Annotated in this window: 8 protein-coding genes; 1 reads left to right on the top strand and 7 read right to left on the bottom strand. The window is 66.6% G+C overall.

The window, feature by feature from the left end:
• The first annotated feature begins 160 nt into the window (after positions 1–160).
• Complete coding sequence (locus JQ632_RS25245; RefSeq protein WP_212405295.1) at positions 161–904, top strand: metallophosphoesterase; 744 nt, start codon at positions 161–163, stop codon at positions 902–904.
• Between the two features lie 59 nt (positions 905–963).
• Here the strand turns inward: JQ632_RS25245 and trxA are convergent, their stop codons facing one another.
• The 7 genes from trxA to JQ632_RS25210 all read right to left on the bottom strand — a co-directional run bounded on the left by trxA (position 964) and on the right by JQ632_RS25210 (position 13511).
• The gene (gene trxA / locus JQ632_RS25240) at positions 964–1284 is read right to left on the bottom strand and encodes a thioredoxin (RefSeq protein WP_140980672.1); all 321 of its coding nucleotides are present in this window, start codon (positions 1282–1284) and stop codon (positions 964–966) included.
• 68 nt (positions 1285–1352) lie between these two features.
• Complete coding sequence (gene addA / locus JQ632_RS25235; protein ID WP_212405294.1) at positions 1353–4862, bottom strand: double-strand break repair helicase AddA; 3510 nt, start codon at positions 4860–4862, stop codon at positions 1353–1355.
• A complete protein-coding gene (addB, locus tag JQ632_RS25230) occupies positions 4856–7999 on the bottom strand; it encodes a double-strand break repair protein AddB (RefSeq protein WP_212405293.1) in 3144 nt (1047 codons plus the stop codon). Before addB ends, addA begins: the two co-directional genes overlap by 7 nt.
• Before the next feature lie 234 nt (positions 8000–8233).
• A complete protein-coding gene (locus JQ632_RS25225; RefSeq protein WP_212405292.1) occupies positions 8234–8956 on the bottom strand; it encodes a nucleotidyltransferase family protein in 723 nt (240 codons plus the stop codon).
• Between the two features lie 125 nt (positions 8957–9081).
• Positions 9082–9399: a PilZ domain-containing protein gene (locus JQ632_RS25220; RefSeq protein WP_212405291.1), complete on the bottom strand. Its 318-nt coding sequence runs from the start codon at positions 9397–9399 to the stop codon at positions 9082–9084.
• A gap of 87 nt (positions 9400–9486) precedes the next feature.
• Positions 9487–11010, bottom strand: coding sequence for a tRNA (adenosine(37)-N6)-threonylcarbamoyltransferase complex ATPase subunit type 1 TsaE (tsaE, locus tag JQ632_RS25215; protein WP_212405290.1), 1524 nt, complete (start codon positions 11008–11010; stop codon positions 9487–9489).
• Positions 11007–13511, bottom strand: a complete 2505-nt coding sequence (locus tag JQ632_RS25210) for a PAS domain-containing sensor histidine kinase (protein ID WP_212405289.1) — start codon at positions 13509–13511, stop codon at positions 11007–11009. The genes tsaE and JQ632_RS25210 overlap by 4 nt, the downstream gene beginning before the upstream one ends.
• Positions 13512–13588 lie beyond the last annotated feature (77 nt).

Here is a 13588-nt window from a genome sequence, read left to right as displayed (position 1 = left end):
TACAGAAGCAAGTACCCGGCGAGAGGATGACGCAAAAAGGGATTGACTAACCAAGGCCCGTTACAGAAGCCCGGATGGAGCGAAGCGCAATCCGGGATCGTGCCACAAGTGATAGGGCCCCGGATTACGCTTCGCTCCATCCGGGCTACAGGAAATGACCATGCGTTTTGCCGCGATTGCCGACGTGCACGGAAACTATCTGGCGCTGGAGGCTGTGATCGCCGACATCCGCGCCCACGGCGTCAAGGACATCGTCAATCTCGGCGATATGCTGAGCGGCCCGCTCGATGCGCGGCGCACGATCGACAGCCTGATGGCGCTCGACGCCGTGCATGTGCTCGGCAACCATGATCGCTATCTGCTCGACCGTCCGCCCGAGAAGATGGGCTCGTGGGATCGTCCGGCGCACGCGCAGCTGGAAAGCCCGCATCTCGACTGGCTGCGTGCACAGCCGATGACGCGCGTCTTTCGTGACCAGGTCTTCCTGTGCCACGCGACGCCGGAGAATGACGAGGTCTACTGGCTCGACACCGTGCATCCGGACGGCACCGTCGCGCTATCGCCGCTCGACCGGATCGAGCAATTCGCAAAAGGCATCACGCAATCCCTGATCCTCTGCGCACACACCCATCTGGCGCGCGCGGTCCGGCTTCGCGATAAAAGGCTGATCGTCAATCCCGGCAGCGTCGGCAGTCCCGGCTATCGCGACATCCATCCCTATCCGCACGTCGTCGAAGCCGGCACGCCGCATGCGCGCTATGCGATCCTCGAATTTGCCAATGGCGGCTGGCAGGTGACGTTCCGCCACATCGCCTATGATCACGAGACGATGGCCGCGCTCGCCCGCCGCAATAATCAACCTGAGCTCGCCAACGCGCTGGCGACGGGCTGGATTAAACCCTGAAAACAAAACGGCCGGCGTGATGCCGGCCGTTCCAAACATTCTCGTCGTTGCAGTTCGGATCAGACCGAGGCGGTGATCCACTGCTGGAGTTTTGCCTTCGGCGCAGCGCCGACCTGGCGGGAGGCCATCTCGCCGCCCTTGAAGATCATCAGTGTCGGGATCGACATCACGCCATACTTCGAGGCGGTCTTCGGGCTCTCGTCGACGTTGAGCTTCACGATCTTGACCTTGTCGCCCATCGCGCCGGCGATCTCGTCGAGGGCGGGTGCGATCATGCGGCAGGGGCCGCACCACTCGGCCCAGAAATCGACGACGACCGGGCCGTCCGCCTTGAGCACCTGGGCTTCGAAATCGGCGTCAGAGACCTTGCTAACGGCCATTGGAGTTACCTCGTTCGGTTGAAGGAAAAGGCGCGACGTGGAATCGCGCCCGGGATCATGCAGCCAACCTATGAACGGGTCCTTGCCGGGTCAAGGACGCTCACGCCGAGATGAAGGGATGCCAGTGCCGCGTTCAGCGCGGAGGCTGAAATCTCCATATATTCAAGGGCCTCGGTCCAGAGCAGGGCGGCCCGGATCGGCGTCTGGGGATAAAGCCTGGCAAGCACGGCACGGTAGAGCGCCAGCTGCCGGACATAGACGGCCGGCGCCTCGACGGGCGTTTTGGGTACGGTCTGGTTGGTCTTGAAATCGACGATCAGGACCTCGTTGGCAGTCACCACCAGCCGGTCGATCTGGCCGGACACCAGCGCGGGCGGGCGGCTGGGGCGTTCCAGCCGGCCGACGATTGCGACCTCGGCGCGGCTACCCGCGGCGAACACCGCCGCAAAGCGGGGGTCGGAGATCAGGGCGAGCACTTTTTCGGCCAGCGCCTGCCGCTCGGGCTCCGGCCAGTCTGCTGCGTTGCGCAAGAGGAAGCTGCGCGCCGCCTCGCGCCGCCGTTCGGAGGCGACATCGGGCAGCGACTGCAGCAGGCGGTGCACCAGCGTGCCGCGCTGCAGCGCCAGCGTGCGGGACTGGACCGATTCGCCGCTGCGGACCGTGCGGCCCTCCTCGGCGCTTTGGCCGGAGGGGCGGACCAGATCGTCATCCAACGATTCGCGTGGCGCTGATGTCCGCAGCCATGACGGCAGCTCAATGTGTTCGTCGGCCGCGGCCGTCGGCACGCCGAGGGCGGCGACGTCCTCCGGCCGCGCGAATCGCGTCACCTTGCCGAGCGGCGTCTCGATCGTCTGCTTGTCGAGGCCCGAGCCGGTGAGCCCGGTGTCGATCAGATCGTACCAGCTGAGCTTGCGGACTGTTTTCATGTTGCCGGGCATGCAGCCGCCGACGATCAGCCGGTCGGCGGCGCGCGTCATCGCGACATAGAGCAGGCGGCGATATTCGTCCTCGGTCTCGGCCAGCATTGCGGTTCGCGCGTCGATCACGGGTTTTGGATCGTCCGCCTTGCGGCCGGCCCAGACCACGACCTCGCCGCCATTGCCGCGCGGCACCTGGATCAGCCGCAGCCGCTGTGTGTCCGAGGGCGACGACGTGGTGTCGACCATGAACACGACGGAGGCCTCCAGGCCCTTGGCGCCGTGCACGGTCATCACGCGGACCTCGTCGCGCGAGATCTCCATGTCGCGCTTCACTTCGGTGTCGGCCGAGCGCAGCCAGGCCATGAAACCCTGCAGCGAGGCCGGCGCCTTGCGCTCGTAGTTCAGCGCGAGTTCAAGGAACTCGTCGAGCGCGTCGTTGGCTTCGTGGCCGAGCCGGCGCAGGATGCGAGCCCGCCCGCCATCGCCGCCGAGCAGCCAGGCATAGAACGCGAACGGCGTCTCGGCGCGGGCGCGCGCCTCGCAGGCTTCGAGACGGCGCAACGCGGCCGCGAATTTTTCGTGCGTCGCGGCATGATCGCCGAGCGCGCGGCGCAGCGAGCCCTTGCGGCCCCAGCCGATCGCAAACAGGTCGTCGTCGTCGAGGCCGAACAGCGGGCTCTTCAGCGCCACCGCGAGCGCGAGGTCGTCCTGCGGCAGCAGCAGCGCATCGGCCAGATTCATCAAATCGATGATTCCGATGTGCTCGGTGAGCTTTAGCCGGTCGGCGCCGGCGACCGGGATGCCGGCGTGCTTCAGCGCCTGGATGACCGCGTCGAATGCGTTGCCGCGCCGCCGTACCAGGATCAGCATATCGCCATAGCGGAGCGGCCGGCGTTCGCCGTCGTGCCCCGTCAGCGTGCCGCTCTCGACCAGCCGCCTGATCTCGGCCTGGATGCGGCGGGCGAGTTTCACTTCCGGACTGGTGACGGAGACGCCATCGAACGGCGCGCGCCAGCCCTCGATGTCCTGCCTGTCGTCGGCGACAGCGAGATCCCAGAGCTCGATCAGGCTCGGCCCGGCATCGGCGAGCGCATTGTGCAGGGGATGGCCGATATCGATCGAGTGGATGCTCTTGTAGATCTCCGGCTCACGGAACACGTGATCGACCGAATGCAAAATCGTCGCGCCTGAGCGGAACGAATAGGTGAAGGCAACAGGATCGAATTTCAGTCCGGCGGCGGTGAACTTGCGATGCAGCTCGCGCCGCCTCTGGTCGAACTCGTGGGGTGCAGCGCCCTGGAACGAGAAGATCGACTGTTTTTCGTCGCCGACGGCGAAGACCGTCCGGTTCAGCCCCTCGCGCGCCCCGGCACCGGCGGTGAATTCGGAGATGATATGCGCGACGATGTCCCATTGTCGCGGGCTGGTGTCCTGAGCCTCGTCGATCAAGACGTGATCGACGCCGCGGTCGAGCTTGTAATGCACCCAGCCCGACGAGATGCGGTCCAGCATCGACAACGTCTTGTCGATCAGGTCGTCATAGTCGAGCAGCCCGCGCTCCTGCTTCTCGCGCCGGTAGTTTGCGGCCGCGGCCGTTGCGATATGCAGCAGCGCCGCGGTGCGGTCGCGGACCGTGACCGCGCGGCGCTGTTCGATCAGGGCCGTGAGGCGCTGCGCCTCTGCCTCGAACAGGCGCGCCACGGATGGATTGTGGTCGCCGAACCTCTTGGTGACTACCGCCTTGCGCGGCTGCTTCTCGTCAGTGAGGAAGACGCTGAGATAAGCGTCGACCTGCGCGGCGCCGGAGAAGATTTTTGCTTCGCGGAGCCGGTCCGCCTGGGTCTTGTCGGATGCGGCACCATCGTCCAGCGCGAAGGCGATATCGTCCCAGCGGGCGCGCGGCAGGAACGGCCCATCCAAGATCTCGGTCTCGATGTCCTCGATGCGGTCGTTGGCATCAACGCCAAGCACGGATGACATCTGCGCTGCGGCCGCTTCCGCGCTGCCGGCCTGGTCCGTCCAGGCCATGAAATGGTCGCGGCTGAGACAGGCCTCGCGCACGACCTCCTTGAACGTCACGTCGGCGGCGCTCGCCATCGCGGTCAGCAGCGCGCGGCCGGTGACGCTCTCGGGGGCGCGCGCGGCCTCCAGCAGCACCTTCAAATTGGCGCGCTCCATCATGTCGGTCTGGTCGCGCTCGTCGATGACGGCAAAGCGCGCCGGCACGTTGGCCTCGAACGGAAACTGCTGGAGCAGGCGGGTGCAGAGCGCGTGGATGGTCTGCACCTTCAAGCCGCCCGGCGTCTCCAGCGCGCAGGCGAACAGCTTTCGCGCCTCGCGCCGCATCTTTGCATTCGGATGCGGAACCCCGGCCGCGCGGATCGCGCCGTCGAGCGCGGTGTCATCCAGCGTCACCCAGTGGCCGAGCGTGGTGAACACGCGCTCGGCCATGTTGGCCGCCGCCGCCTTGGTGAAGGTGATGCAAAGAATCTTTTCCGGCGGCACGCCTGCGAGCAGCAGGCGGATCACCCGCTGCACCAGCACATGGGTCTTGCCCGAGCCGGCATTGGCCGACACGAAGGCCGATGCGGTCGGGTCCGAGGCGCGCGCCTGCGTCGCGCGCACGGCATCGGGGATGGGGCGGGGCGCTTTCACCATTCCTCGATCCCCAACCCGCCGGCCGCGGACCATTCCTTGATGCGGGCGAGATCGTCGTAGGCGCCGTAGCGGTTGGTCCACATCGGCAGGTTCAGGGAGGTGTAGGCCTGGTTCTCGTCCTCGAAGGCGCGGATGAGCGCCTCCAGCTTGCAGCGCGCCTCGGCGGCGGCCGTGTCCGGCGGCTGCGGCGTGTCGCCCGGCTTGATCTTCAATTCGAGGATGCGCTCCTCGCCCGGCGGGTTGTTGCCGCTGAGACGGACATAGACGAGCTGGCTGACGGACGAACCCGCATCGATGTCGGGAAAGCCGCCCTCGCGCAAAATCGCGGCTTCCAGCGTGAGCTGTGGCGACAGGCCCATACGGACCTGCTTGCCGGTCGGTGGCTGGCCCGTCTTGTAGTCGAGAATGGCATAGCCTCCGCCCTGCCGCCGCTCGATGCGGTCGGCGCGCGCGGAGAGACGGAAGGCGCGCTCATTGTCGAGCTGGATCGATATCTCGCCGCGGGTTTCCGCGTTGATCGTCTCGATCGCGTCGCGCCGCGCGGTCTCCCATTCGCCGAACCAGCGCGCGATGCGCTGGAATCGCGGCCACCACAGGGCGCGGGCTTCCGGCCGCTCCATCAGCGGCGCAAAGTGTTTTTCGCCGATCTCGCGCAACGCGCGCGCGGGATCGGGCGGCAGGCGGTCGGCAAACTTCTCGGTGAACTCACCAAGGGCTTCGTGAATGGCCGAGCCGCGGTCGGCGGCCGAGAGCGGCATGTCGACGGGATCGAGCGCATCCAGCCGTAAAATATACTTTGCGTAGATCGTGTAGGGATCGCGCAGCCAGTCCTCGATCGCGGTGACCGACATTTTGAGTGGCCGCGTCGCGCGCGGCGGCCGCGGCTCCGGCTGCTTGATCGGCGTCGTCTCGTGTGGCCGGTCAAGCTCGTGCGCGTAGGCGACATATTTCTCGCCCGTGCGCACAGCCTCTTTCCAGCGCGCATCGCCTGCCACTGCCTCGAGCCGATGCAGGAAGCGTGAGGCCACCGCCGGCGCGCCGCCGGCCTTGGCGGAATGGGTGAGGATCACTTCATCGGCACCGAGCAGTTGTGCAAAGTCGTGGGCGGAGAGGCCGATGCGCCGCTCCGGCAGGTCGAGGCCAAGCTCATGCCGCATGGGACGGCTGAGCCAGGGATCGATGCGCGGCGCGGGCGGCCACACACCTTCGATCAGGCCACCGACGATGATGCGGTCGGCCTGCATCAAACGCGATTCCAGCGGGCCGTAGATGTGCAGTCGCGCTCCCGGCTTGTCGCCCCGGCGCACCGCGCGATCGCCGAACGCGGTCTGGAACACGTCCGGATAGTCCGAGAGCGGGACCATCAGCCCGCTCCTGACCTCGCCGCGCAAGAGATCGTCGAAGGCGGCCGCGAGCGCCAACCCCTCGCGCTCCTCGAAGGCGAGCGGGATGCCGTGCTCGTCGCGCGACAATGCGATCAGGATTTCGCGATGACGATGCGCAAGCTCGGCGAAATCATACGGCTTTGACGATGCGAGATTTTCGATCGGCGCCAGCGCCGTTTGCAGGGCCGCGATCAGCGCCTGGATGCGATCGAGGTCTTCGGCCTTCAGGCGCGCGCGGGGCTCGGTCCGATGCAGCGCGGAAGCTTCCTCGCGCCACAATTTGCCCAGCTCTTCGCGGAAGCGCGTGAATTCGCGCAACAGGCCGGCGGTGCCGGCGGGCGGCCGGGTCCCGCGCAACACCGCGAGTTCCAGCCCTTCGATCGCGTTCTTCCATGCACCCGGCGTGCTACCCAGCCGGCACAGCGGATGCTTCAACAGCGCCAGCAGCGTCGGCGGCTCCAATCCCTTGGTTGCTGCTTCCGCCGCAAGGCGCGCAAAGACGCCGGCAGGCGTTTCCATCAGCACGTCGCCGCCGGAATCGTCGAACGAGAGATTCCAGCGCGCCAGCGCCGCCATCACGCGCCGCGCCAGCGCGCGATCCGGCGTCACCAGCGCGGCCGATTTGTCGAGATGCCGCGCCTCGCGCATCGCGATCGCGATCGCGAGCGCTTCCATTTCCGGGTTGGGCGCCTCGACGACGGAGAGGCCGGTCATGCCGCCGGCAACCTTTGCGGCCACGTCAGGCTGCTTCAACCGGTCGTGCCACTTCTCGGTCGCACTAGACGGCCGCATCGATTCGGAGGCGAGGAGATCGCGTCCATGCGGTGCAGGCGGCTCCAAGATCTCGACGTCGCCGCGCTTGATGCCAAAACGCTGCAGCAGGCCGTGCATCGCATATTGCGGATGGTTCGAGGCTGGATGCTCGGTGATATCAAGCAGGTCCCTGCTGCCGCCGATGACCCGCCAGGCGTCCTCGTCGAGATCGGTGTCGAGCCCCGGCAACACCACCGCGCCGTTTGGCAGCGAGGCGACGGCCTGCAAAAATTTTGCGGTGGCCGGCATCGAACCGGTCGAGCCGGCGGCGATCACGGGGCCTGCGGGATGCGCGGTCAGGCGCTTCGCTTCGGCCGCGATCAACTGGTCGCGCCGTGCGGCCGGCTCGATCCGGCCGATCTCGGCGAGATGAGCGGGCCAGGCGATTTTCGCGATGCGCAAGAATTCGAGCGAGTGCTGCCAGTATTGATCGAGATTATCAGGCACGAGGCCATCGAGCGCGCCCCAGTCGACGCCGCGCGTCACCATGTCGTCGATCAGCCGTGCAAGGTCTGAAGCGAGCGCCAGCGTCGAGGCGGGCCCGCCGACCACGAGCGGCGCCAGCACAGGACCCTTGGCCCAGGCCGCAACCAGCCGTGCCAGCGTCAGCCGCCGTTCGAGCTCGCCAAGCCGTGGCGGAATATCGAGTGGCTCGGCCCCCGAGAACTGTTCGGCTTCGCCGGCGAAGGCGAGTTCGTCCTCGTCGATGTCGCCGAGCGCGACGATGCGCGGCAGCACGACCGCATCCGATTTCATCTCGTCGAGAAAAATCTCGCGCACCACCCGCATCGCGCGCCGCGTCGGCAGATAGAGCGTCGCGTCCGCAAGCCGCGCCGGCTCCTTGCGCGCCTCAAAAGCGTCGACGAGCCGGCCGTCGAGGAGCGCGGCCACGACCGTGCGCAGGAACGGAACTGAGACGGGAACACTGAAGACGCGCATGGCTGCCTGATTCGCGGAAACAGGCGCCAATATAGGGAGCTATGCTCAAATGGTCATGCGCTGAAGGGGCGGCTGTCATTCCGGGGCGATGCGAAGCATCGAACCCGGAATCTCGAGGCTGCGTAGGGTGGGCAAAGACGCATTAGCGCCGTGCCCACCTCATCTTGCGTCCGTATTGAGTGGTGGGCACGCTTCGCTTTGCCCACCCTACGGCGTTGGCGTTTGTGGCTGCCCTTACGCCACGCTCTCCAGATACGCCTCTTCTGCCGCGTGCACGGCGTCGGGGGTGCCGACATGCATCCAGAGGCCGTCGAGCCGCAGGCCGAACAGCCGGTCCTGCTCATTGGCGCGGTCGAACATTTTTGTCAGCGAGAACTCGCCCTTGGGCGCGTCGGTGAAGATCGACGGCGACATGATGGCGGCGCCGGCATAGACGAACGGCACCACCTCCTTCTCCCGTCGGGCGCGCAGGGTGCCGTCCGGCAGCATGGAGTAGTCGCCGCGGCCGCTGTAGCCGATGCTGCTCGCGGTCGGGGCCATCAAGAGCATGATGTCCATCCGGGCCGGATCGAAATTCTCGGCGAGCCGCGCCAGATTGGAGCGGACGCCATCGATCCACAGCGTATCGGAATTGACGTGGTAGAACGGCGCATCGCCAAGCAGCGGCAGCGCCTTGACCACGCCGCCGCCGGTGCCGAGCACCTGGTTGCGCTCGTCGGAAATGGTCACGTGCGGCAGCTTGCGGGCGGCGACATGATCGATGATCTGGTCGCCCAGATAGTGCACGTTCACGACCGCTTCGGTGACGCCGGCCTGGCCGAGCTTGTCCAGCACATGGTCGAGCAGCGGCTGACCGGCCACCGGAACCAGAGGCTTTGGCATCTTCTCCGTCAGGGGGCGCATGCGCAGGCCCAGCCCTGCGGCGAGCACCATGGCTTTGGTCGGTTTGACGGACATCGGTCGGCTTTCTCACACCCTTGGGTTTCGCGGCCGCAGCAATCCTAGCATGGGGATCGGCCGACCGCATCGAACGCTAACCGCCATAGTCACCCGAGGTGACGTTTGTACGACGGGTGTTGCACTCAGGCGCCGGCTGTGGAACGCGCCTTTTTCTTCTTGTCGCCCTGCTTGAGGAAATTGACCCCGATCTGGTCGCCATTGACCCAGGCAAGCTCGCAACGCCGGTAGGCGAGGCCCGTCGACGACAGCAGGAGAAAAAATTCCTTCAAATGGAGGCCCTCGACCGAGCCATCGACGGTCAGCTTGGCACCCGTCTCGGAGACGTCCTCCATCACGCAATCCCGCCGCCAGGTGCCGTCGATCCCCATCATCTGGGCGGGAATCCCCCGCTCGAAGACGACGCGGTTACCGCTGCCGCGCTGATCGGTATTCGCCCCCATACTGCTCGCTCCAGCCCCGTAACTTCCGGCCTCCTGCGGCGCAGATTAGCGGCGCGGCGGCTAACACCCGGTAAATCAGGGCCCGAATCAGGCTTTTGGCGGCGGGACGTTGGCGAGGTACCAGTCGCGCAAATGGGAGAGCGAGGGATGGGCCAGCGAGCGGTTGAGATAGGTCCAGATCCGCGGCTGGTGGCGCAGATAATGCGGCTTGCCGTCGCGGCGATTGAGGCGGGCGAAGGTGCCGAGCAGACGCGTATTCCGCTGTGCCGACATGATGGCGTAGAGCTCGGCAAAGCTTGCCGGATCGAAGCTCGCATCTGCGGCGCGGCGCGCCTTGATGTAGCGGGAGAGCAGCGTCAGCTCGAGGCTCTCGGGCACGTCGATGCGGGCATCCTGGAGCAGCGACACCACGTCGTAGGATTTAGGCCCGAGCACGGTGTCCTGGAAATCGATCACGCCGACGCGTTCGATGCCGGCGCGCTCGCCAAGCCAGATCAGGTTCGGCGAATGGTAGTCGCGCAGCACCCAGGTCTTTGGCGCGGCCATGGGCTTTTGCAACAGTTCGCGCCACATCGCGAAAAATTCGGCGCGCTTCTCGTCGGAGAGTTCGGCGCCGCGGTCGGGCAGGTACCACTCCGGCATCAGTCCGATCTCGATCAGCAGCGCCTCGATATCGAACACCGGAATGGCGTAGTCGCTCGTCGCAGTCAGCGGCAGCGTGTCCGGCAAGGTCTCGCCATGCAGCGCGGCCAGCAGATCGGTTGCGGCCTCGTAGCGCTCGGCGATCGGGCGCGGCGGCTCGCCTTCGATCACGCCCTCGCCGCCAAAATCCTCGGTGATGAGGAAGCCGTGGTCGAGGTCCGAATGATGGATCGCGGGTGCCGAAATGCCCTGCGCGCGCAAGCCCTCGTCGATCGCGACGAAGGGATTGACGTTCTCGGCGAGATGCACGGCGGCGCTGTAGGACTTTCCATTGTAGATCGCGGCGCCATCCGGACGCTGCGGAAAGTTCATGAGGATAACGACACCGTCGTCGCGAACCAGCCGCGCATAGGAGCGGGTCGAGGCATCGCCGGCCATCCGGCGGCGCGTGGCCTCCATGTAGCCGGCCGCATCGAGAAACTCGCGCAGCGCCTGCAGCCGCGCGACCGTTGTGGCCGCCTTGCCGTGGCCGGTGATATCGGCCGCGCGTGCCGTCGAGCCGAGTGCCGGCCGATGCGTGAGCGCGATGTCGATGCGATCCGCAGGCAGCGCCGACGGCGCGCGCTCAGGCCATTCGATCAGCGCCAGCGTTCCGTCCGGCAGCGGTGACAGCCCGATCTCCTCGAGCTCGCTCGCGTCCTCGACGCGGTAGAGGTCGGCATGCAGCACCGGGACGGGCAGTTGCTCGTAGCCCTGCACCAGCGTGAAGGTCGGGCTCGGCACCTCCAGAAACTCGTCGCCGGCGAGATAGCGGATCATGGCGCGCGCGGCCGCCGTCTTGCCGGCGCCGAGATCGCCTGACAGCGTGATGACGTCACCGGCGCCTGTGAGCAGCGCAAGGTCGGCCATCAGTTGCGCAGTAGCCGTCTCGTTGACAAGCGCGACGGAGAATGTGGTGGGCGCGCTCATTCGGCGGCGTCGCGATGCGCCGCCTGGTCGGTCGGGAAATCGCAGGTCACGGTGGTGCCTTTGCCGACGAGCGAATCCACCCGCACCTTGCCGCCATGCAGCTCGACGAAGGAGCGCACCAGCGACAGGCCGAGGCCGGCGCCGCGATGGCGCGAGCCCTGCGAGCGGCTTTCGAACCAGTTGAACACCTTGTCCTTCATGTCGGCGGGGATTCCGGGCCCGGAATCCGTCACGGTGAAGATGACGTTGCGCTCGGAGCGGCGCGCGCTGAGGCCGACCACGGAGTCCGGCGGCGAGAAGCCGACGGCGTTGGCGAGCAGATTATACAGCACCTGCACCACGCGCTTCTCGTCGCCGGTGAAGCTGCCGACATCGGATGCGATGTCGACCTTGAGGCGGATGCGGTCGGTAGCGAGCCGGTCCTGGATGCCTTCGGCAGCAAGCTCGATCGCCTTGGAGACGTCGACGGGGCCGAGCTCGAGCTTCATCGCGCCGGCGTCGATGGTCGCGAGATCGAGGATGTTGTTGGTCAGCGCCAAGAGCGCGTTGGTCGACTTGGTGACGTAGTCGAGATATTCGGCCTGCTTCGGCGTCAGCGGGCCGGTCGAGGGATCGCTGAGGAAATGGGCGAAGCCGATGATGGTGGTCAGCGGCGAGCGCAGCTCGTAGGAGACGTGGTGGACGAAGTCCACCTTCATCTGGTCGGCGGCCTCCAGCGCCTCGTTGCGCTCGCGCAGCGCGCGCTCGACATTCTCGGTGTCGGTGATGTCCTGGAAGGTCAGCATGGTCGCGCCGTCGGGCAACGGGCGGATCATGCAGTCGAGCACGCTGCCGTCCTTGCGCTCCAGCTTCAAGAGCACGTCGACGCGGTTCTCGATCGAGGTGATGGCTTCCCGGATCTGACGCCAGACGGTCGCGTCGTCGAACAGCTGATGGCACCAGCCTTCGACGGTCTGGATATGGGGCTGCTCGCTCAGCGCCTCGCCGGACAGCTTCCACATCCGCGCGAAGGTCGGATTGAAGAGCTGCGCCCGGCCATTGCTGCCGAACACCGCGACGCCCTCGGCGAGGCTGTCGAGCGTCTCGCGCTGCACGCGGATCAGCCCGTCGAAGCGCCGGGCGAGGTCGAGGCTCTCGGTGACGTCGTCGAACAGATAGGTGACGCCGCCTTCCGGATTCGGCGTGGTGACGACGGACAGCGCGCGCCCGTCGGGCAGGAACCAGGTGTCCTTGGCGGTCTCGACCGCGCGATAGGCTTCGTGCAGCTTGGCCTTCCAGGCGCGGAAGTCCGGCTGCTCCGGCAGCTTTCGCGCGGCGCGGAGCTGATCGAGCACGCTGGAATCGTCCGGATTGGAATCCAGGAAATTGCGGTCGAGGTCCCACAGCCGGCGGTAGGAATCGTTGTAGAAGGCGAGCCGCCGCTGGCCGTCGAAGACTGCCACGCCGGAGGAGAGCTGGTCGAGGGTGCGGCGATGCGCCTCCGCCATCCGGACCAGCGCTGAGCTGAGCGCGTCGGCTTCGCTGGCGTCGATCGCGACGCCGACACTGCCTGCGCCGACATTGACGGCGCGCACGTCGTAGATGCGGCGCTCGCCGCCGATCACGATCGGCAGGCGCGAGGTGAAGTGGGCGGCCTCCTTCAGGCCGCGCTCCATGTCGGTGCGGTCGGCGCTGTCGAGCAGTTCGAGCTTGCGTTCCTGGGCATCGAGGACGCTGTGCGCTTCGGTTGCAAGCACATAGGCCGGGTTGGCGTAGGCCAGCGCGCCGTTGGCGCCCTTGGCCCAGATCGGCCAGGGCGCGGCAGCGGCAAAGCCGCGCAGCAACTCGGTCTCGTCCAAGAGCGCCTTGTGGCGCAGGCTGGTTTCGGCGAGCTCGCGCCGCAGGCCCGAAAGTTCGCGAATCCTGACAATGGCTTGGCCGCCGATGGCGCGCCCGATCGCTTCGAGCGTGTGGCCGTTGGACGTGGTCACATTGAGCTGGAATCCGTCGCCGCGCTCGCGCAAGCCATTGACGGCGTGGTCCATCTGCAGCGCCGGTTCCGGCGGCAGCCAGGTTCCGAAGGCGAGCACGCGCTGCGGGGAGGAGTCCCGCGGCAGCACCATGGAGATGTCGCCGGAGATCTGTGCGCGATTGTCGCCGGCCGGCCACGAGATCAGGATCTGCGGTTCCGCAAACAGCAACGCGCCAAAGCGGTCGGCCTGCAATTGCAGTTCCCCGATCCGCGCGCGCAGCCGCGCCTCGTTCTTGGCCGTGCGCACGCGCGTGCGCATCAGCAGGATCGCGGCCATGACCGAGAAGCCGAGCAGGGCCAGCGCGGTCGTCAGGACAGCGACTTCCTGCCGGTTGAAGTCCAGTAGTGTCGATAGGGTGTCGACGAAATCAGCGGCCTTTGCGGGCCCAGCCGGAAGCAGCGCTGCGAGAGCGCTCCCGATCAGGCTGTTGCGCGCCAGTGATGTGCACGACAGCAGCGTCCGACGCATCGACACGATCACGCCTGACATAATTGCCCCAAGACCGCACGAATCTACGCGCGACGACTTCCCCCGCCGCGCGCGAATCAAGCGACAATATCCGCTTC

Origin of the sequence: Bradyrhizobium liaoningense, assembly GCF_018130955.1 — a bacterium.
GTDB lineage: Bacteria > Pseudomonadota > Alphaproteobacteria > Rhizobiales > Xanthobacteraceae > Bradyrhizobium > Bradyrhizobium liaoningense_C.
The sequence above is the reverse complement of the archived record's forward strand: the minus strand, read 5'-3'. Positions and strand labels throughout refer to the sequence as shown.